18 protein-coding genes and 1 tRNA gene are annotated in these 19,539 nt (G+C 65.9%); 4 read left to right on the top strand and 15 right to left on the bottom strand.

Translation table 11 applies throughout. The annotated features are described in order from the left end of the window. Nucleotides 1-60 precede the first annotated feature (60 nt). A tRNA-Met gene (locus G9Q80_RS25065) sits at nt 61-137 on the top strand. A gap of 116 nt (nt 138-253) precedes the next feature. On the opposite strand, the gene G9Q80_RS25070 is transcribed toward G9Q80_RS25065, so the two are convergent. The 10 genes from G9Q80_RS25070 to eutB all read right to left on the bottom strand — a co-directional run bounded on the left by G9Q80_RS25070 (nt 254) and on the right by eutB (nt 11,419). Then, nucleotides 254-751, bottom strand: coding sequence for a pseudoazurin (locus G9Q80_RS25070; RefSeq protein WP_232786180.1), 498 nt, complete (start codon nt 749-751; stop codon nt 254-256). A 190-nt stretch (nt 752-941) separates the two neighbouring features. Continuing rightward, the gene (locus G9Q80_RS25075; protein ID WP_088715391.1) at nt 942-1,661 is read right to left on the bottom strand and encodes a hypothetical protein; all 720 of its coding nucleotides are present in this window, start codon (nt 1,659-1,661) and stop codon (nt 942-944) included. Between the two features lie 86 nt (nt 1,662-1,747). Further along, nucleotides 1,748-2,788: a lipocalin-like domain-containing protein gene (locus G9Q80_RS25080; protein WP_088715390.1), complete on the bottom strand. Its 1,041-nt coding sequence runs from the start codon at nt 2,786-2,788 to the stop codon at nt 1,748-1,750. Next, nucleotides 2,778-5,174, bottom strand: coding sequence for an FtsX-like permease family protein (locus G9Q80_RS25085; protein ID WP_088715389.1), 2,397 nt, complete (start codon nt 5,172-5,174; stop codon nt 2,778-2,780). Before G9Q80_RS25085 ends, G9Q80_RS25080 begins: the two co-directional genes overlap by 11 nt. After that, nucleotides 5,171-5,827 (bottom strand): ABC transporter ATP-binding protein, encoded by a 657-nt coding sequence (locus G9Q80_RS25090; RefSeq protein WP_088715388.1) that lies wholly within the window; start codon nt 5,825-5,827, stop codon nt 5,171-5,173. Before G9Q80_RS25090 ends, G9Q80_RS25085 begins: the two co-directional genes overlap by 4 nt. Before the next feature lie 153 nt (nt 5,828-5,980). Next, a complete protein-coding gene (locus G9Q80_RS25095) occupies nt 5,981-7,351 on the bottom strand; it encodes an aspartate aminotransferase family protein (RefSeq protein ID WP_088715387.1) in 1,371 nt (456 codons plus the stop codon). 18 nt (nt 7,352-7,369) lie between these two features. Beyond that, a complete protein-coding gene (locus tag G9Q80_RS25100; RefSeq protein WP_088715386.1) occupies nt 7,370-8,845 on the bottom strand; it encodes an NAD-dependent succinate-semialdehyde dehydrogenase in 1,476 nt (491 codons plus the stop codon). Between the two features lie 123 nt (nt 8,846-8,968). After that, nucleotides 8,969-9,448 (bottom strand): Lrp/AsnC family transcriptional regulator, encoded by a 480-nt coding sequence (locus tag G9Q80_RS25105; protein WP_088715385.1) that lies wholly within the window; start codon nt 9,446-9,448, stop codon nt 8,969-8,971. Further along, nucleotides 9,445-10,425, bottom strand: coding sequence for a cyclodeaminase (locus tag G9Q80_RS25110; RefSeq protein WP_088715384.1), 981 nt, complete (start codon nt 10,423-10,425; stop codon nt 9,445-9,447). The genes G9Q80_RS25105 and G9Q80_RS25110 overlap by 4 nt, the downstream gene beginning before the upstream one ends. Then, on the bottom strand, nt 10,415-11,419 hold the full coding sequence (gene eutB / locus G9Q80_RS25115) for a hydroxyectoine utilization dehydratase EutB (protein ID WP_088715383.1): 1,005 nt from the start codon (nt 11,417-11,419) through the stop codon (nt 10,415-10,417). Before eutB ends, G9Q80_RS25110 begins: the two co-directional genes overlap by 11 nt. A gap of 164 nt (nt 11,420-11,583) precedes the next feature. Between eutB and G9Q80_RS25120 the strand changes: the two genes are divergently transcribed. The 3 genes from G9Q80_RS25120 to G9Q80_RS25130 all read left to right on the top strand — a co-directional run bounded on the left by G9Q80_RS25120 (nt 11,584) and on the right by G9Q80_RS25130 (nt 15,017). Next, nucleotides 11,584-12,768, top strand: coding sequence for a M24 family metallopeptidase (locus G9Q80_RS25120; RefSeq protein ID WP_074621763.1), 1,185 nt, complete (start codon nt 11,584-11,586; stop codon nt 12,766-12,768). Nucleotide 12,769: 1 nt separating this feature from the next. Further along, entirely contained in the window at nt 12,770-13,924 is a 1,155-nt protein-coding gene (gene argE, locus G9Q80_RS25125) for an acetylornithine deacetylase (RefSeq protein WP_184757097.1), read from the top strand. A gap of 61 nt (nt 13,925-13,985) precedes the next feature. Beyond that, nucleotides 13,986-15,017 (top strand): L-idonate 5-dehydrogenase, encoded by a 1,032-nt coding sequence (locus G9Q80_RS25130; protein WP_088715382.1) that lies wholly within the window; start codon nt 13,986-13,988, stop codon nt 15,015-15,017. A gap of 64 nt (nt 15,018-15,081) precedes the next feature. Here G9Q80_RS25130 and G9Q80_RS25135 read toward each other — a convergent pair whose 3' ends face one another. From G9Q80_RS25135 to G9Q80_RS25155, 5 genes are all read right to left on the bottom strand, one after another. Then, entirely contained in the window at nt 15,082-15,663 is a 582-nt protein-coding gene (locus tag G9Q80_RS25135) for a DUF1190 domain-containing protein (protein WP_043138384.1), read from the bottom strand. Between the two features lie 46 nt (nt 15,664-15,709). Further along, entirely contained in the window at nt 15,710-16,936 is a 1,227-nt protein-coding gene (locus G9Q80_RS25140; RefSeq protein ID WP_088715381.1) for a glutathionylspermidine synthase family protein, read from the bottom strand. 135 nt (nt 16,937-17,071) lie between these two features. After that, complete coding sequence (locus tag G9Q80_RS25145) at nt 17,072-17,809, bottom strand: SDR family oxidoreductase (protein WP_088715380.1); 738 nt, start codon at nt 17,807-17,809, stop codon at nt 17,072-17,074. Further along, on the bottom strand, nt 17,806-19,131 hold the full coding sequence (locus G9Q80_RS25150; RefSeq protein WP_088715379.1) for an FAD-binding oxidoreductase: 1,326 nt from the start codon (nt 19,129-19,131) through the stop codon (nt 17,806-17,808). Before G9Q80_RS25150 ends, G9Q80_RS25145 begins: the two co-directional genes overlap by 4 nt. Further along, nucleotides 19,128-19,538, bottom strand: a complete 411-nt coding sequence (locus G9Q80_RS25155) for a GtrA family protein (RefSeq protein WP_315900633.1) — start codon at nt 19,536-19,538, stop codon at nt 19,128-19,130. The genes G9Q80_RS25150 and G9Q80_RS25155 overlap by 4 nt, the downstream gene beginning before the upstream one ends. Between the last annotated feature and the right edge of the window lies 1 nt (nt 19,539).

Raw genomic sequence — 19,539 nt, forward strand, 5'->3', positions numbered from 1 at the left:
GGTGCGATTTTGCGCTTGACGGCGGCGCGCGGCTTCCGTATCCGACCCCCCACACTGCTTGGCGCGGTAGCTCAGTTGGTTAGAGCGAACGACTCATAATCGTTAGGTCGGGGGTTCGAGTCCCCCCCACGCCACCATTCCTCCCCTTCATTTTCGAATTCACGCCCGGGTCGGGTCCGATGTCTTGTCGCGGATGACCTGTCCCCGGAAAAGAGAGGCGCTGCCCCCCTTTCCCAACCCTTTTTCGGACCTTTCAGGCAGAAAGGTCCATGCCATCGACCTCGGCCCAGATATCGCCCCAGACCGCCCTGGCCTTGCCCCGGTGGCGCGCAGCCTTTGCGGCTTCGAGATTGTCCATCATGCCGTCGCCCCTGACCACGATCAGGCCAACCATGCCGACGGCGTAATGCGGCTGACACTGGTAGCCGTAGAACCCGGGGGTGTCGAAGGTCACTTCGATCTCCTCGTTGATCCGGCCCCGGAACGGTTCCGCACCGTCGGGGATCATGTCGTCGGCGGACTGGGCGTTGTGGCCCTTGTCGGTGGCCAGGAACTTGACGCTGTCGCCGGGCTCGATCACAGCGATTCGCGGAAAGAACACCTGCCGCAGCTTGCGATCCTCGGGGTGCTGGTTCAGCATCTGGATTTCATGTGTCGTCGCCGCAAGCACCCGACCGGGCAGGGTCAGGGCCAGCGTGGCCGAAGCCGCAGCAGAAAGAAGCGCGGTGCGTCGTGTGATGAAACGGGTCAAGTCTTCCTCCATCGGGATTGCACACCGGTCCCCTTGGGAAGGCCAGCGCGGGATGCCGGCACGTTGCGGCAATCCCCGGAACCTTGTCCAGCGTGGCGCAGCCCCATAGGCCGGTTTCCGCGTTGTGAATTAGACCTCAGGGTCCGTCTGACATCCGGAAACGGGCGTGATGCGGCGCTTTGTCCGCAGCTCAGGCAGAGGCACGGACCGACCACCGGGACCGGCCCGCCGCAAAGGCCAGAAACAGACCGGACACCGCCACCATGACAACAACCATGACCGCCACCGGAACCGCCACCGGGCCGCGGGGGACGGCAAGTTCCAGCGGCTTACCCGGCGACAGGTGCACATGGCGGTCCCGGAGTGGCCCGCCAAAGCCATGATCCTGCACCAACAGGTCCAATCCCTCGGGGTTGGGCAGGCGCAGAGTGATTGGTGCGCCGGGGTCATCCGGGTATGCCACGAAACCGGCGTAGAGATAGAGATCCCGCAGGCCTCGCGGGGCCTCCGGCGCGGGGACACCGCAGACGGAAATCGCCGTCAGCCCGTCCAGCGGTGTGACAAACGGCAGGGGCTGGTTCAGCGGATGCACCATCAGGGACATGCCTTCGAACGTTGCCGTCTGCCCGGCGATACGCGCCTCGACCCGCTCCCACAGCGCATCCGCGATCTGCCAGGTTCCCTCCTGCAGGCTCTCGAAACGCACACGCCCGTCCGGCCCTATCAGCATTCCGGCATCCAGGCCAAAGGTGTCGACCGCCGTCAGGACGGGCATGCCCATGAATATCTCGACAGAGCGGTCATCGCGGGCAACGATCAACTCGACCCGATCGGCCAGGACCGGCGAGCAGGTCAGACCGCCGGCAACCACCAGCGCCGTCCGTGCCAAGATCCTTCGCAGCCACCGCATCCTATCCCTTTCGTCCCCTCGCTGGCCTATCTGCCTTCACAGCCCCGACAGCACAAAGCGCACCATGGACGCGGGCGGCAAGACGGTCATTCGTATCCCGTCATCTCAAGATAGCCGCGTCCCGCGTGGCTGCCACCGACGCGCACCGGCCCTTCCCAGTAGGGGATCGAAACCGCCATCCATGCTTCAGGGTTCAGCGCCTCGACCGTCACGTCGATGTCCCGGTCCGAAAGCCTCACGCGCCAGGTCACCGGGATCTCTCGCCCGGCGACCTCTGCGTCCTGCAATGGTTCTACGGTCAGGGCGCCATCACCATAAGCCTGTGTCGCTCCGTCCGCACCGATCCAGGTGGCCGAGGTATAGGCGCTGCCATCTGTCTGGCGCAGGCGAAATCCCATCAGCTTGTCCCCCGTATCGAAGGACAGCGAAAACCAGTCCCAGCCCGATTGCGTGCTGCTCAGTGGTTGCGAGGAATATTCGCGATCCAGCCAGGCCTCTCCGGTCACGGGCACCGGGCCGTCAGGCAGATCCAGGACACCCTCGACTCGGTAGAAGGGCTGCGAATAGTAATAGCTGGCCTGCCCCTCCGCCGATTTGGCCGAAAATCCCCGGTCACCGTGAAAGACCAGCGGCCCCTGCGCCGCCAGCCGCAGATCATAGCGGAACTCCGTCCCGCTGGCCGTCAGGGTCACCTTGTCCAGCGTCTCGCCAGTCATCTGCCAGTCGTCGATCCAGGCATCGAAAGGCTGCGCCGTGACACCCGCCTGCCCGATGCCGCCACGGGCAAAGCGCTCGGCAACATGGTGCGCCCCGGGCGTGGTCACCGCCGCATGGGCGAACCAGACCTGCGGCGAGGTCCAGCCCTCCCCCTCTCCCGGTGCCAGGGCCGAGCGGAACAGCGTCCACTGCACCCCGTAGTCGGTGCCATCCGGACCGGCCAGATTGGCGGTCACGTACCACCATTCGATGCGATAATCGGGGTGCGGGCCGTGATCGGCGGGGAAGTCAAAGACCGGATCCGGGGCGGGCATGGCAAAGCCCGTCGCATCCGTGCCCAGCCCGGCAAAACCCTGCCCCAGCGCCGCCATCGGCCAGAGCAGCAGGAAAGCGATCAGCCTAGCGTTCATTGGCAAAGACCCTCAGCAATTGCGACACCGGCGTGCGCGCCATGCGCAACGCGGGCCAGAGCGCGGCCAGCGCCGCCGCCAGCAGGGTCAGCAGCCCCAGCCGTGCATAGTCCAGCGGAAAGAGATACATCGGCAGGCGCCAGCCAAAGGCCTGCACATTGACCATCGCCAACAGGACCCAGGCCAGCGCCAGCCCCAGCGGCAGGGCCAGCAGAGCCGTCAGCGCCGCCAGCACCAGCGCCCGGATCAGCTCGACCCGGGCAAGCCTGCCGCGCGTCAGCCCCATCGCCCAGACTGGCGCAAGCTGTGGCAGGCGGATGGCGGACAGGGTCAGCAGGCTCATCAGGATGGCAAAGCCCGCCACCGCCAGCGTCAGCACGTTGAGCGCCGCCGTGACGGTAAAGGTCCGCTCGAAGACAGCCAGCGAAAAGGCCTTGACCGATGACTGGTCCACCACGCTGCCCGGCGGCAGGTCGAATGCCTCGCCCAGCGCGCTGCGCAGGTCTTCGGGGTCAAGGCCCAGCACACCGAACTGTCGCGGCGTCTCGTCGGGGAAAATCCCGGCGAACCGCGCCTCGGAGATGACCGCCTGGCCCAGAGGGTTGCCGTAATCGCCGTAGACACCGGCGACCGGCAGGCGCAGACCTCCGCCAAGGTCCAGTCTGTCGTCCAACCACAGCCCGGCCCGGCGCGCCAGTTGTTCGTTGACGATCACCGCCTCGCCCGCCGCGACCCTGTCCCAGGCATCCGGCCGCGCATCGACAAAGACCCAGTTGTCCTCGTAGGCGGGCCCGATCCGCGCGCCCATCAGCTCGGCCGGGACCCCGGCAAGGCGGCTGTCGACCCGCAAAAGGGGCAGCACTGTCGCCCCCCGTTCCTGCAGGAACGCCTCTATCCCGGCCATCCGATCGCTGTCGATGCCACGGACATAGGTATCCGCGAACAGGCGCTGATCGAGGAAATCGATGAAAGTCAGGCGAAAGCTGGACACCATCGTCGACACGCCCACGTTCGCCGCCATCGCCAGCAGAAGCGCCATGAGCGCAAGGCTGAGGCCAGGCAATTGCTGGCGCGTGTCGGCCCAGAACCAGCCGCCGATCACACCTTTGGCGCGGGACTGGCCCAGCGCAAGGACGGCGCCAAGGATCAGGGGCAGCGCCAGCGCGCCCCCGATCAACAGGCAGCCCAACAGCGCGAAGGTGGCGATCAGACCGGCATCGGCCAGGGCAATCCCCGCCGCCACGGCCAAAAGCAGCACCGCCGCACCGCCCTGCAACCAGCGCCCCCGGCCCGCGGCCATTGCCCAGGCGCGCGGGCGGGCGCTGGCCAGGATGGGCATCCGCGCGATCCGCCAAAGCGACCCGGCCCCCGCCATCCCGGCCCCCAGCACGGCAATCGCCAGCCCGGACAGCCACCAAACCGGGCGCAGTTGCAGACCACCGGACACCTGCGCGCCATAAAGCCCCTCCAGCGTCGCGGCCACGTCCGGCAACAACAGGGCGGCAACAAAATACCCAAGCACGACGCCGATCGCGCCGGCCAGCAGTGACAGCAACAGCAGCTCGACCGTCATCAGCACGATCAGGCGCCGCAAGGGCACGCCCAGGGTGCGCAGGGTGCGCACCATGCCCCGGCGCTGTTCAAAGACCAGGCCGATGGTGCCATGCACGATAAAGATGCCGACGGCAAAACTCAGCAGGCCGAAGGCCGTCAGGTTGAGATGGAAACTGCCGGTCAGTTGCCCCACGTCACTGCCCGATTGCGCCGCGACGCGCGTCAGTCCCGGCGCCACCTCGTCATTCGGCGGCAGGCCCAGTGGCTGATCTGGTGCGACGATCAACCGGCTGAGCCTTCCCTGCCGGTCCAGCAGGCGTTGCGCCACACCCACATCCGTCAGGGCCGTGTCCGGCGCCACGGAAGGATCCCTGACAACCTCTTGCGGAAGGCCCGCCAGCCGATCCGCCGTCGCGGCATCCGCAAACAGCACCCCCACCGTCAGGAAGCTGTTCAGGTCGATATCTCTGGCACCACCGACGGGGCTGAGTGCACCGGGCGTGGTCAAGGGATCCAGCCCGACTATCCGGACCCGCCCGGTATCGGTGCGCAAGCTCCCTTCGACCACGGGCGACACCTGCCAGCCCGCCCGTCGCAGCGCGACATAGGTTTCTTGCGGAAAGCTGTCCCCGGCCCTTGGCACAAGCTGGTCAAAGCGCCCCTCACCGAGTGTCGCGGCGGCGGCGTCATAGCTGGCCCGCGCCTCGGCATTGATCGCCTGCACGCCGGACCACAGCGCCGTCGCCAGGGCGAGACCGGCAAGAAAGGTAAAGAACTGCAAGGGATTGCGCCGCCAGTGCGCGGCCAGCGCCTGCAGCACCGCGCGCGTCATGCCAGTTTTCCGGCACGCAGGTGCAATTGCCGGTCCATGCGTGCTGCCACGGCAGGCGAATGGGTCACCACCATCAGCGCCGCGCCGGTGTCGACCACCAGCGCCAGCATTTGGTCCAGCACCTCTGCCGCCGTCGTTTCGTCAAGGTTGCCAGTGGGTTCATCCGCCAGGATCAACCGGGGCCGGGCCGCAAGCGCGCGCGCAATCGCGACACGCTGCTGCTGTCCCCCGGACAGCTGTTCAGGATACTTGTGCCGGTGATCGCCCAGGCCAAGCGTTTCGATCAGTCGCGCCACCTGCGCGGCATCCTCTCGCCCTGCCAGCCGCGCCTGGAACCGGATGTTGTCCGACACGTCCAGCGAGGGGATCAGGTTGAACTGCTGAAAGATCACCGCCACGTCCGACCGCCGCAAGGCTGCCCGCCCGGCCTCGTCCAAAGCGGCGACGTCGCGCCCGTCGAACAGGACCTGTCCGCCGTCGACCGTATCCAACCCGCCGACGATGTGCAGAAGCGTGCTCTTGCCGGAACCGGACTCGCCCTGCAGCGACATGGTCTGGCCAAGGTCCAGAGACAGGTCGACGCCGGACAGGACGGGAACCGGCCCCTCTGCCCCGGCAAAGCTCTTGGTGACGCCTGAAACCTGCAGCAACATGACCTACCCTCCGAGAGGGCGACATAGCCCCCCGCCGGGCTTAGCAAACCCGTTCATCGCGCAACAGGCACAGACGAAAAAGGCGCCCCGTTCCGGGGGCGCCCTGTGGTCGCAGGTCCGCGTCCGCCTGCGCGGAAGCGATTCCGGTCGGGGTCAGCCCAGAACCTCCCTGACCGCCTCTGCCGTCTTGCCGGCGACCTCTTCGGCCTCTTCGCGGGTCAGGCAGAAAGGCGGTGCAAAGCCCAGGATGTCACCCTGCGGCATCGCGCGCCCGATCACGCCGCGCGACAGCAGCGCGGCGGCCACGCTTGGCCCGACCTTCTTCGACGGATCGAAGAACGTGCGGCTGTCACGGTCCGAGACGAATTCCACCGCCGCCATCATGCCTTCGCCGCGCACCTCGCCGACGTTCGGGTGCGCATCCAGCGCGTCGTGCAGCGCCTTCTGGAAATGCGCGCCCACCTCACCCGCGTTCTGCACCAGGTTCAGCTCGTCCAGAAGTTTCAGGTTGGCGACCCCCGCCGCCGCGCCGATCGGATGCGCGGAATAGGTCCAGCCGTGGCCGATGGGGCCGTTCTCATCCGTGCCCTGTTCAAGCACCTTCCACATCTTGTCGCCGACGATGGAGCCCGACAGCGGCGCATAGGCCGAGGTCAGGCCCTTGGCGATGGTGATGAGGTCGGGCTTCAACCCGTAGTGATCGGACCCCATCATGGTGCCCAGACGGCCAAAGCCGGTCACGACCTCGTCGGCGATCAACAGGATGTCATGCTTGTTCAGCACCGCCTGGATCGCCTCCCAGTAGCCCGGCGGCGGCGGCACGATTCCACCCGTGCCCAGCACCGGCTCGCCGATGAAGGCGGCGATGGTGTCGGCGCCTTCGCGTTCGATCAGCGCCTCCAGCTCTGCCGCGCAATGGGCGGTGAACTGTTCCGGCGTCAGGTCCAGGTTGTCGCGGCGGTAGTAATAGGGCGCCTCGGTGTGGATCACCTGGGTCAGCGGCAGGTCGAATTTCTTGTGGAACAGCTCGAGGCCCGTCAGCGAGCCGGTCATCAGGCCCGAGCCGTGATAGCCGCGCCAGCGCGAGATGATCTTCTTTTTCTCCGGGCGGCCCAGGATGTTGTTGTAGTACCAGACCAGCTTGATGTTGGTCTCGTTCGCGTCGCTGCCCGACAGGCCGAAATAGACCTTGGACATGCCCTTGGGCGCGCGGTCGAGGATCATCTTGGACAGCGTGATGCTTGCCTCGGTGCCGTGCCCGACATAGGCGTGGTAATAGGCCAGTTCCCTGGCCTGATCGGCGATGGCATCGGCAATGTCCTTGCGGCCATAGCCCACGTTCACGCAATAGAGCCCGGCAAAGGCATCCAACAGCTTGTTGCCTTCGCGGTCCTCGATGTGGCAACCCTGACCGCCGGTCACGATGCGGTTGGGCACGTTGCCCCGGGCGAATTCGGCCAGGTGGGTCGACGGGTGGAAAAAGTTGTCGCGGTCCCACTGGTCCAGTTGATCATTTCTAAGCATCTCGGTCCTTTCCTCGCCTCACGCCCAATCGCGGCAGACGTATTTGATGTCCATGAATTCTTCCATCCCCCGGCGGGCGCCTTCGCGACCAAGACCGGATTGTTTCGTACCCCCGAACGGGATCGGCGCGCCCGTCACCTTGGTGCGGTTCACCGCCACCATGCCGAACTGCAGCGCGCGGCTCAGCCGGTAGATGCGGCGCGGGTCGAGCGAGTGGACATAGGCGACCAACCCGTATTCGCCCGCATTGGCGCGCGTCACCACCTCGTCCTCGGTATCGAAGGGCGTGATCGGGGCGACCGGGCCAAAGGTTTCCTCGCTCATGATCTGTGCGTCGTCCGGCACGTCGGTCAGCACCGTCGGATCGTAGAACAGCGGGCCCAGTGCATTGCGTTTGCCACCGCAGGCCAGCTTGGCGCCCTTGTCCAGCGCATCGGCGACATGCTCTTCCTGTTTCTTCACCGCCGCTTCGTTCATCAGCGGCCCGATGTCGGGATCGCTCATGCCGGCACCGATGCTCAGCGCCTTGGTGGCGGCCACGAATTTCTCGCAGAAGGCGTCATAGATGGGCCGTTCGACGTAGATGCGGTTGGCGCCAAGGCAGTCCTGGCCGGAGGTGGCAAATTTCGCCTTGATCGTCTCGGCCACCGCCTCGTCGAGATCCGCGCCCTTGAAGACGATCACCGGCGCGTGGCCGCCCAGTTCCATGACCAGTTTCTTGATCGTCTCGGCAGAGGCGCGGTACAGCAGCCGCCCCACTTCGGTCGAGCCGGTGAAGGACAGTGCGCGCACGCGCTTGTCATCGGTCCAGGGTGGCACCACGGTCGAGGCGCGGCCCGTCACCACGTTGAAGACACCCGGCGGAAAGCCCGCGCGCTCTGCCAGCTCGGCCAGGGCAAGCGCGCTGAAGGGGGTTTCATGGCTGGGATGGGCGACCACGGTGCAACCCGCCGCCAGCGCCGCCGCCGCCTTGCGGGTCAGCATGGCCGAGGGAAAGTTCCACGGCGTGATCAGCGCTGCCACGCCAACCGGTTCCAGCCAAAGCTCCACCTCGGCATCGGGCAGGTGGCTGGTGACGCCCTCGATGTTCGGGCGCTTGGATTCCTCGGCGTAGTATTCGACGAAACTGGCGGCATAGTCGATCTCGCCGCGCGCCTCGGAGATCGGCTTGCCCTGTTCCAGCACCATGATCCGGGCGAGGTCTTCCTTGTGCTTGACCATCAGGTCGAACCAGCGCCGCAACAGGGCGGACCGCTCCTGCGGCAAGGTCACCGACCAGGCGCCAAAGGCGCGCTGCGCCGCGTCCACGGCGCTGGCGCTGTCTTCGGCGGTCAGGCTGGCGACCTCTCCGACCACGGCGCCGCTGGCCGGGTCCGTCACCTGCAGCACCGCGTTGTCCCGCGCCGCGATCCACTTGCCACCGACATAGGAAAAGCTGCGGACCAGCGACTTGTCAGAGACTTCCTCACGCGCGGAAAGAACCGTCTGGGTCATGTCACACCTCCATTTTCTGAGGTGCAGAATGTCCTGAACCCGGCACGGTCCGAGACCAAATCCAGCCACCAGATCAGAAGAACCCTCTCCAATCCGGCCTCGAGACAGTCCAAATCGTTGGTTTCAATCGCCCAGCAGCGCATCCAACGGAGGCATGGCCGAAGATTTCACCGGTTTGGTGACGATATAGGTGAAATAGCGCGCCAGCCCGATCCGGGCCTCCAGCATCGCGTCGATGAGGCGCTGGTAGGCGTCGATGTCCCGCGCGACGATCTGCAAGAGGTAGTCGAACCCGCCGCCCAGCGCCCAGCAATTCACCACCTCGTCGTAGCCTTGCATGGCGCGTTCAAAGCCCTGCATGCTGGCGGCCGTGTGATCCGCCAGTTCGGCGGCGACGAAGACCGTGACATGGGGCGCGATCCGCTTGAGATCGATCTCTGCCCGATAGCCTGTGATCAGGCCGGCCTGCTCCAGTCGCTTCAGCCGTTCCCAGCAGGGCGTCGCAGACAGACCCACCTTGTCGGCAAGCGCCGCCTTCGTGATGCGGCCCTCTTTCGCGAGGACCGAGAGGATTTTGAGGTCGCGTGCGTCCAGACGGGTCATGTGGCAATCGTCGTCCCGGCAGTGCCACGGACCTGCATCACATGGGTGGCGATGGCCGTATCCTGCGCGCCGGTGCCGGTCAGGTCACAGAGGGTGATGTCCTCCGGCGCACGGCGCCCCGGCGCCTTGCCCACGATCAGCTCGCCCAGTTCCACCGGGGACAGGCTCAGGCCCGCCGCGAGCGCGGCTTCCAGTTCTCCGCCGGTCTCGCACTGGCTGATCCGGTCACAGACATAGCGATCCGCGCGCGCCAGCGCCGCCGGATCGATCTCGTTCTTGCCCGCCTGGTCCGAGCCCATCGCCGTGATGTGCAGCCCAGGATGCAGCCAGTCCGCCATCAGGACAGGTGCGCGCGCCGGTGTCGTGGTGATGACCAGCTGGCTTTGCGCCACCAGGTCGCGGGCATCGGTCATGACCTCGGCCTCGACGCCCAGCGCCTGCGCGATGTCCGCCGCACAGGCCGTAGCCTTGACCGGGTCGCGCCCCCAGACCAGCGCCCGTTTGAAGGGCCGCACAAGATGCGCCGCCTGCATCTGCAAACGCGCCTGCACGCCGGTGCCGATCACCCCGGCAGTTGTGACCTCGGTCGGGGCAAGATGGCGCGCGGCAACCGCCCCTGCCGCCGCCGTGCGCACATCGGTCAGGTAACCGTTGTCCAATAGCAGCGCCTCGACCAGCCCGGTCCGGGCGGAAAATAGGATCATCAGCCCGTTGAGACTGGGCAGGCCCAACTTTGGGTTATCAAAGAACCCCGGGCTGACCTTGATCGCAAAGCCGTCAAAGCCGGGGATATAGGCCGTCTTGACGTCGACCTCTCCGTTCACCTGCGGCAGGTCCATCGACAGGATCGGCGGCATCACCACGTCACCGCTGGCCAGCGCGGCAAAAGCGCGTTCGACCACGTCCACCGCGGTAAGGTCCAGGGCGACGGCAGCGCGCAAATCGGCCTCTGTCAGGATGGTCACATCATGGCTCATAGCGCGTCCCCTTGATGGTCAGCTCCCCCAGCGTCACGTCCTGCCCCGCCATGATCGCCGCGTGCAGGTACATGTCCAGGTTGCGCCCGGTGATGATCGTGGCCGTGGGTCCGCGCAGGGCCACCTTGCCCGCCTGAACGGCCGCGATTCCGACGACACAGGCCCCTTCGCAGACGATGCGATCCTCGTAGTAGATCGTCTGCAACGCGTGATAGATCTCGTCCTCGGTGACCAGCACCACGTCGTCCAGGTAGTCTCGGCACAGCGGAAAGGACAGGCGGTTCTGCAAACCGATCCCACCGCCCAGGCTGTCGGCAAGACTGGCGACCTCTGTCACCTCGACCGGGTGCCCGGCCTGCAATGAGGCATACATTGCCGCTCCCCGATCCATCGTGATACCGATCACCCGAACCCTCGGATTGATCGTCTTGGCGGCAAAGGCGACGCCCGCCGCCAGCCCGCCCCCGGAAAGCGGCACCAGGATCGTGTCCAGGTCGGGCCGCGCCTCCATCAGTTCCAGCCCGATGGTCCCCTGCCCCGCGATCACCAGGGGGTCGTCGAAGGGCGAGATTTCCGTCAGCCCCTCTTCCCGCACAAGCCGCTCTGCCTCGGCCTGGGCTTCGTCCTGGCTTTGCCCCACGATCCGCGCCTCGGCACCCAGCGCGCGTACGCCCGCCACCTTGGCCTGGGGGGCGAGATGGGACATGCAGACCACCGCCCGCAGCCCCCGCGCCCGCGCCGCATAGGCCACGCCGCGCCCGTGATTTCCGGTGGAACAGCAGGTCACACCGGCCACATCCGCATCCAGCCCGAAAATCGCGTTCACGGCCCCGCGCAGCTTGAAGGCCCCCACCGGCTGGACGATCTCCAGTTTCAGCAGGAACTCTTGACCAAAGCGCGCGTTGAGCGACGAAGGAACCAGCGGCGTCCGGTCTGCAATTCCTGCGATGCGGGCGCGTGCGGCGAAGACGCGGTCCAGCGCGAAGTCGGTCATTGTGCCCCCTGCCGGTCGTTTTCGAACCAAGTGGTGTCGGTCCCCCTTCTTGCACAATGACCAATCGCCACCTAGGACTTCAAGCTGTCCCATAAGGTTTTTCCTTGCAGTTCCTCCGTTTCGCCAAACCATGGCGGAACGGACAATGATAAGAGGTGCAATAGATGTCGGCCCCGAACCTTCCCTTCTCGCAGACCGAATATGACCGGCGCCTGCGCCTGGTCGAGGCGCGCATGGAAACCCTGGGGCTGGATGCGCTTTTCGTCGAGGACCCGTCGAACATGGCTTGGCTGACCGGTTATGACGGCTGGTCCTTCTACGTTCACCAGGGCGTTCTGGTCATCCCCGGAGAGGCGCCGCTGTGGTGGGGCCGGTCGATGGACGGCTACGGCGCGCTGCGCACCGTCTGGATGGACCCCGACCGCATCCTTGGCTATGCCGACGATTACGTTCAGGCCACGGACATTCACCCGATGCAGGATCTGGCCGCGCATATCCGTGCGCGCGGTCTGGACACGGGCCGGATCGGCGTCGAGATGGAGAACTACTATTACTCGGCCCGGGCACATGCGACGCTGGTCGAGGAACTGCCGGACGCGCAACTGATCGACGCCACCGCTCTGGTCAACTGGCAACGGGCCGTGAAATCCAACGAGGAAATCGCCTTTATCCGCCGTGCCGCCAAGATCTCGGAGAAGATGGTCGATGGCATTCTCGAGCGCGTCGAACCGGGCCTGCCCAAGAACGAACTGGTCGCCGAGATCTATGCCGATGCGATCCGCGGCGCCGACGGTCACTGGGGCGATTACGCCGCCATCGTGCCACTGCTGCCTTCGGGCCTTGACGCCTCTGCCGCGCACCTGACCTGGGACGGGCGCCCCTTTGCCGAGGGCGAGGCAACCTTTTTCGAACTGGCGGGATGCTATCGCCGCTACCACGCCCCCTTCTGTCGGACCGTCTTCCTGGGCAAGCCGCCGCAACACATGCTGGACGCGGAAAAGGCGCTGGTCGAAGGGCTGGAAATGGGGCTGGAGGCGGCGCGAGCGGGCAATACCGCCGGCGACATCGCCCGCGCCCTTTACGCGGCACTGGCCAAGGGCGGCATCCAGCGCACCGGGCGCTGCGGTTATCCCATCGGCCTCAGCTATCCTCCGGACTGGGGAGAGCGGACGATCTCGATCCGCACCAGCGACGAAACCGTGCTGCAACCGGGCATGACCTTCCACTTCATGCCTGGCCTCTGGATGGAAGACTGGGGGTTGGAAATCACCGAATCCATCCTGATCCGCGAGGACGGGCCGGCGGAATGCCTGTGCGACCGTCCGCGCCAGCTTTTCGTCAAGGACTGATATGGACCTGCTCTACCGCACAGAGGAACTGCTGGGCGAGTTGATCGCCTTCCCGACCGTCTCCGCGGACGGCAACCTGGACCTGATCGCCTGGGCCGCGAACTATCTTAAGGATCTGGGCGCGATCTGCGACGTGACGTTGGACGAGACCGGGCACAAGGCCAACCTCTTTGCCACATTCGGCCCGGAGGGCGACGGCGGGCTGGTCCTGTCGGGCCATTCCGACGTGGTGCCGGTCGAGGACCAGGAATGGTCTTCGGACCCCTTTGTCATGGACGACCGCGAAGGGCGGCTCTACGGGCGCGGCGCCTGCGACATGAAGGGGTTCATCGCCGGCGTGCTGGCGGTGGCCCCGCGCATCGCCGAATGGCCGCTGACCCGCCCGGTCCACATCGCGCTGACCTATGACGAGGAAGTGGGCTGTTTCGGCGCCCGCGCGCTGGTCGACGACCTGCGTGCCCGCGAAATCCGCCCGGCGATGGCGATCCTGGGTGAACCGACGATGATGCGCGTCATCAACGGTCACAAGGGCTGTTACGAATACACCACCCATATCACCGGCTGTGCCGGGCATGGGTCGGCCCCCGATCACGGGGTCAATGCCGCCGTCTGCGCCGCGCGTTATGCCGGGCGGTTGATGGAACTGGAAGGCGAACTGCGGACCCGCGCGCCCGAGGGCAGCCCGTTTTCGCCGGCCTGGACCACCCTGAACATCGGCCGCATTCATTCGGGTCACGCGCATAACGTCATCCCCGACCATGCGGAAATCGATTGGGAAATGCGTCCGGTGCAGCGTTCCGACGCCGAACATGTGCTGGCCGAGATCGACCGCTTTGCCGAGGAGATGCTGCCCGCGATGCTGTCCGTGCATTCCGAGGTCGCGATCACCCGCGAGGTCATCGCCGAAACCCAAGGCCTCCACCCGGTCAAGGACAGCGAAGTGGCGGACATCGTTTCGGCCCTGACCGGCGCCAACGGGCTGGACGTGGTGGCCTTTGGCACCGAGGCGGGGCTGTTTCAATCGCTGGGCATGGATTGCGTGGTCTGCGGCCCCGGGTCCATCGAACAGGCGCACAAGCCGGACGAATACGTCAGCCGCGACCAGCTCTCGGCCTGCCTGCACATGCTGCAAGGGCTGGAAAAGCACCTGACCTGAACGCCCCTCGACAAGCCCCGGCCCCGTCCCCATCATGGCCCGGAACAGGGGAGGAGCCAGCATGAAGACCATCGTTGCCCACGGCGCGCATGACCTCAGGATCGAGGACCGCGAGATGCCAGTTCCGGGATCGGGGCAGGTGCTTGTCCGGCTGGAAACCGGCGGCATCTGCGGCTCCGACCTGCATTATTACCACCAGGGCGGCTTTGGCACCGTAAGGCTGAAAGAGCCGATGATCCTGGGCCACGAGGTTGCGGGCCGGATCGAGGCCCTTGGCGCAGGGGTCAGCGGACTGGCTGAGGGGCTGCGGATCGCCGTTTCGCCCTCTCGCCCCTGCCATGCCTGCCGGTTTTGCCACGCGGGCCAGCCGAACCACTGCCTGAACATGCGGTTCTACGGCTCTGCCATGCCCTTCCCCCACATCCAGGGCGCGTTCCGAGAGTACCTGGTGGCGGATGTCGCACAATGTGCGCCCGCCGGGGACCTGAGCGCCGGCGAGGCCGCGATGGCAGAGCCGCTTTCGGTGGTGCTGCACGCGGCGCGGCGCGCAGGCGACCTGCTGGGAAAACGCGTGCTGGTGACCGGCTGCGGACCGATCGGAATGCTGGCGGTGCTGGTGGCCCGTGCAGCGGGCGCGGTCGAAATCGTGGCCACGGACCTCACCGATTTCACCCTGAACATGGCGGCGAAACTGGGCGCCGACCGGGTTGTGAACATGGGCAAACACCCTGACGGGCTGGCGCCCCTGGCCGCTGAGAAAGGCCAGATCGACGTGCTGTTCGAATGCTCGGGCGCGGCGCCTGCTCTGGTCTCGGCAATCCCGGCAATGCGGCCCGGGGGCGTGATCCTCCAGCTTGGGCTTGGGGGCAACATGACCCTGCCGGTGCAGGCGATCACTGCCAAGGAACTGGAGTTGCGCGGGTCCTTCCGCTTTCACGAGGAATTCTTTGCCGCCGTGGAACTGATGCGCAAGGGCCGCATCGACGTGAAGCCCCTGATCACCCATGAAGTCGCGCTGGATGAGGCCGAGGAAGGATTCAGGCTGGCCTCGGACCGTAGCCGGGCGATGAAGGCACAGATCCGGTTTTCGTGACCGGCAACAAACCGGTCAATCGCTTGCTGCCGCGCCCCTCCAACGGTGTCGGCAGTGAGCTTGGTCAGCCGCCGAACCGCGTGCGGTCTCCTGCCGTCTTGCCAAACCCGCCACGGGAGATCGCGGTGGCGCGGGACATGGGCTTGGCGCCGATGGTCGAGGCCGGGCGCGCAAACTGCGAGGTCCCGAGCTTGGTCGCACCCCGGTTGCCTGAAAAGACGCTGGTGCCCGCCGCATTGGTAAAGCGTCCGTCCTGCGTCTTGTAAAGCGGCTGCGCGGCGGACATGCCGGACCGTCCGCCCATCATGTTCCCGATCAGGTAGCCGGCCAGCAGCGGCATGAAGATGCTGCCGGAACCACCTTCCGTCACCGCAGCCTCGGTGCCGCAGGCGCCCGGGCCGTGCAACTCCTCGCAGACCTCGCGGCTATCATAGCGCGGCGCGGCCTCGACGTGCAGCTTCTGCGCTTCGGCAAACTGGATCTCGCAGTCCTGCGCCGAGAACATGCCGCCACGCAGCGCCTCATCCTTGCAGGTCTGGAGGTCGGGAAAGGCGGCGGCGTCCACCTGTTCTTCCTTGCAGCCCGCAAGTGTAAAGGCGGCGGCGCCGACGATCGCGATGGCAACCCGTTTCGAACGTTTGGACATGACACTCTTTCCTTCTGCCCGGAGGGCGGTCAGTTGGTTGCGCGGCTTATGCCTGAATATAGTGAGGTTTGAACCGCGACAAATCCTGCGTGATGCGAGAGCGGTCTTCGCGGATGCCGATCCCGGCGCAGGACTGCCCGACGATCCATGTGCCGACAACGGGCCGGAAACCGTCGAACTGCGGCAAGGGGGCGTAGGCCTGTACGATCCGGGGGTGTTCGGAATACTCGGTGTTCTGGGCCTCTTCGAGGATCTTGCCCGCCTTCAGGATCGACACCGAAGCGCCTTCGCGCGACAGGATCGGCTTGCGCACATGGCCTGCGGCCAGGTCGGCTTCGGCCCGGGAGAATGCCTGTGCGGCCCCGGCGGAGGGACTGCCCGTGCCCTCCAGTGCATCGGCGATGTCCGCCTCGAAGAAGGCGGGCAACAGGTTGGGGTGGCCTTCGAACATCTGCCAGAGAACCGGCAACAACCCCTTGTTCGACAACAGCGCCTTCCACGCGGGTTCAAGGAATAGACAGCCCGACCCGTCGATGTGATCGGCATAATCGTCAAGGAAGAGGTCTTCCCAGGGGTAGAGCTTGAACAGGACGGCAATGCGGCGATCCTCGTCATCGAGGAACTGGCCGTCCTCGCTCAACCCGATCTTGTCGAGGTCGCAGTAATGCGCACCCAGGCCCGCTTCGCGCGCGGCCCATCCCATCGCCTCGACCGTGCCGTAGTCTTCGGGGTTGCCCGCGACCGCCGTGAAATGCAGATCGCTGTTGGCCTCGAAGACCTCATCGAAGCGCGCGACCAGCGCCTCGTGGATACCGTTGAACTGGTCGGTGCCCTCGGGCAACACACCGGCGGCAAGCTGATCCTCCAGCCACTGCCACTGGAACGCCGCGCTTTCGTAAAGCGAGGTCGGCGTGTCGGCATTGTATTCCAACAGCTTCGCCGGCCCCTTGCCGTCATAGGCAAAATCGAACCGGCCATAGATTTCCGGGTCGCCCTGCTTCCAGCTGTTGGCGACAAGGTCGCGGCGGTTTTCCGGGATCGCAAGCTGCGTCATCAGGCGCTCGGAGGTGATGATCTCCGCAACAGCCTCGCGGCACATGGAATGCAGCTCTGTCGCCGGGTCCTCAAGATCGTTTTCGATCTGGTCGAGCGTGAAGGCATAGGCCGAGCTTTCGTCCCAGTAGGGCTCGCCATGCATGTCGGCGAAGGTAAAGCCGACCTCCTTGGCATGATCACGCCAATGCGGCCGCTCGGGCAAATGGGTCTTCTGCACGTCCCTGCTCTCCTGTTGCCTTGCGGCGGGTCTTTGATGGTGATTTCGGGTGCCGGGCGCAGCCCTGCAAGGGCGGGCCGTCGCTAGCTTGCGGGGAAAATACCGTCACCGGACACAAGACCGGTGTGTCTGCCGTCAGATCTTGAGTTTCTTGAAGACAGGTTCGGGGATGTTGCGGATGATCGCCATGACCAGCCACCAGATACCGCGCACATAGATCACGTTGCGCCCCTTCTGCACCGCCTTCAGCACGGCGCCGCCCACCTCCTGCGGTTCGGCGGTCAGTTTTGCGGGCAGGTCCATCCCCTCTGTCATCGCGGTGTTGACGAAGCCCGGCAGCACGGTGACCACATGCACGCCCTTTTTGGCCAGTCGGTTGCGAAGGCCCGACAGGAAGGCGGTGAACCCGGCCTTGGCGGAACCGTAGACATAGTTGGTGGCCCGCCCCCGGTCGCCCGCGACAGAGCTGACGCCGACCAGCGTGCCCGAGCCCCGCGCCTCGAACCGGTTAGCAAGGAGGGCGAGGATGCCTGCGGGGCCCTCGAAATTGCTGCGCAGGACCAGCGATGCCTTGTCGAGATCCCGCTCATTCTCTGCCTGGTCCCCCATGTAGCCCACGACGCTGACCGCGACCTGCGGCAGCGCGGGCAGGCTGTCGAGGAACGGCGCAAAGCCGTCGCTGTCCAGCACGTCGAAGTCGTGCAATGTCACCTCGACTCCGTGGCGCAGGGCCAGGTCGGCGCGCGCCGCGTCAAGGCTGGCGGCGTTGCGCGCGGCCAGCTGGATCGGGTGGCCCTGCGCGGCAAAGGCATGGGCGATGGCCTGACCCATGTCGGAGCGGGCGCCAAGGATCAGGACGGGCAGATCGGTCACAGGGAAAGCCTTTCGGATTGGGCAGAGGCGAAATGCGCCTTGAGACCAAGGGTTTCGCGCATCTCGGTGAAGTCACGCACGCGGGTATCGGCCTGGCGCAGGGTCTCGGCGCGCATCCGGCTGTCCTTGGCCAGGTAGAAGCGCCCGCCATGGGCGACGGCGATGGCGTCGAGCCGTTCCAGCAGGTCGAGCGTGTGCGCTTTCATCGGGAAGTCCAGCGCCAGGGTGTAGCCCTCCATCGGGAAGGAAAAAGCGCTGTCCTGCGGACCAAACCGTTTCAGCACCGCCAGGAACGACCCCGCGCCGGCATCGGCAATCGCCTTGAGCAGCTCTGTCAGGCCCTCGCGGGCCGAGGCCAGAGGGATCACGCATTGGAACTGGGCAAAGCCGCGGCGGCCATAGATGCGATTCCATTTCAGCACCGAGTCGAGCGGGTAGAAATAGCTGTCCCAGTCGACCAGCGACGTGCCCGCCTTCCACGCGCCCATGCGGTAGTAAAGCTCGTTGAAGGCGCGCACCGTCCAGCGGTTCAGGGCGAAGCCTGGAAAATCCAGCGGCACGGACAGCTTGCCCTTGTGGCCCGCGTCCAGCGGGTTGGCGGCCTTCTTCGGGTCCAGTTCGGCCCGCGTCGCATGTTCCCCCAGCATGACCAGTGAACGGCCAAGATGCCGCCCCTGCCCCATGCAGTCGATCCAGGCGACGGAATAGGTGTCATGGCCATGCGCCTCGAAGAGGTCCATCGCCGTGGCGAGGTCGGGCGCGGGGTGGATCGTCTGCCTGATCCAGGCCGTTTCCACGGGCCGCAGGCGGATGGCGGCGCGCAGAATCACGCCGGTCAGGCCCATGCCGCCGATGGTCCACCAGAACAGGTCATCCTCGTCCTTGCGGGTGGCGCGGCGCACCTCTCCATCCGGGCCCATGATCTCGACCCAGTCGACGCAGGCGCCAAAGCTGCCCTCGACATGGTGGTTCTTGCCGTGCACATCCGCCGCGATGGCGCCACCCAGGGTGATGAGTTTCGTCCCCGGCGTCACCAGCGGGAACCAGCCGCGCGGCAGGAAGGCGTCGATCACATCTCCCAGCAGGACACCCGCCTCGGCCACCAGTCGCCCGGTTTCCGCGTCGAATTCCAGCATGTGGTTGAAGTGGCGCATGTCCAGCGTCAGGCCGGCGCCCACCGCGCTGTCGCCGTAGGACCGCCCGTTGCCGCGCGCGATGACCGGCCTGTCGCCGGTGACAAGTGCCCTTAGCGCCGCCTCGTCGCGCGGGGCACGCACCTCTGTTTCGACCTGCGGAAAACGGCCCCATCCGGAAAGTTTCATGACATTGCTCCCAGCCGCGCATCGGTAAAGACAAAGCGCCGGTCGAGATTGTACTTGATGACGTAGCCGATGGTGAGGCCGAGGACTGCGCCCAATTCGCGCATCACATCGGTTTTCCAGAATATCCAGAAGGCGGTTTCGGTTCCCCAGAAGACCGCCGTGGTGACGATCCCCATCACCGTATACAGCGTGAACTTGCGCCCATGTGCGCGCAGGCCGGTGGCGTCGTCGTAGAAGATCCAGCGCTTGTCGAGCAGGTACTTCACCACCAGGCCCACCAGCGTACCCGCCCCCACCGCAAGGGCAAAGGCGGTCCCACCGTCCCCCGCCAGCAGGACCAGCCGCTGGGTGGCAAGATTGGCGAGCGTGGCCAGCACCGCAAAGACCGCGTAGCGGAGCAGGAGCATC

Source organism: Mameliella sp. LZ-28, from assembly GCF_012274245.1.
Lineage (GTDB): Bacteria > Pseudomonadota > Alphaproteobacteria > Rhodobacterales > Rhodobacteraceae > Antarctobacter > Antarctobacter albus.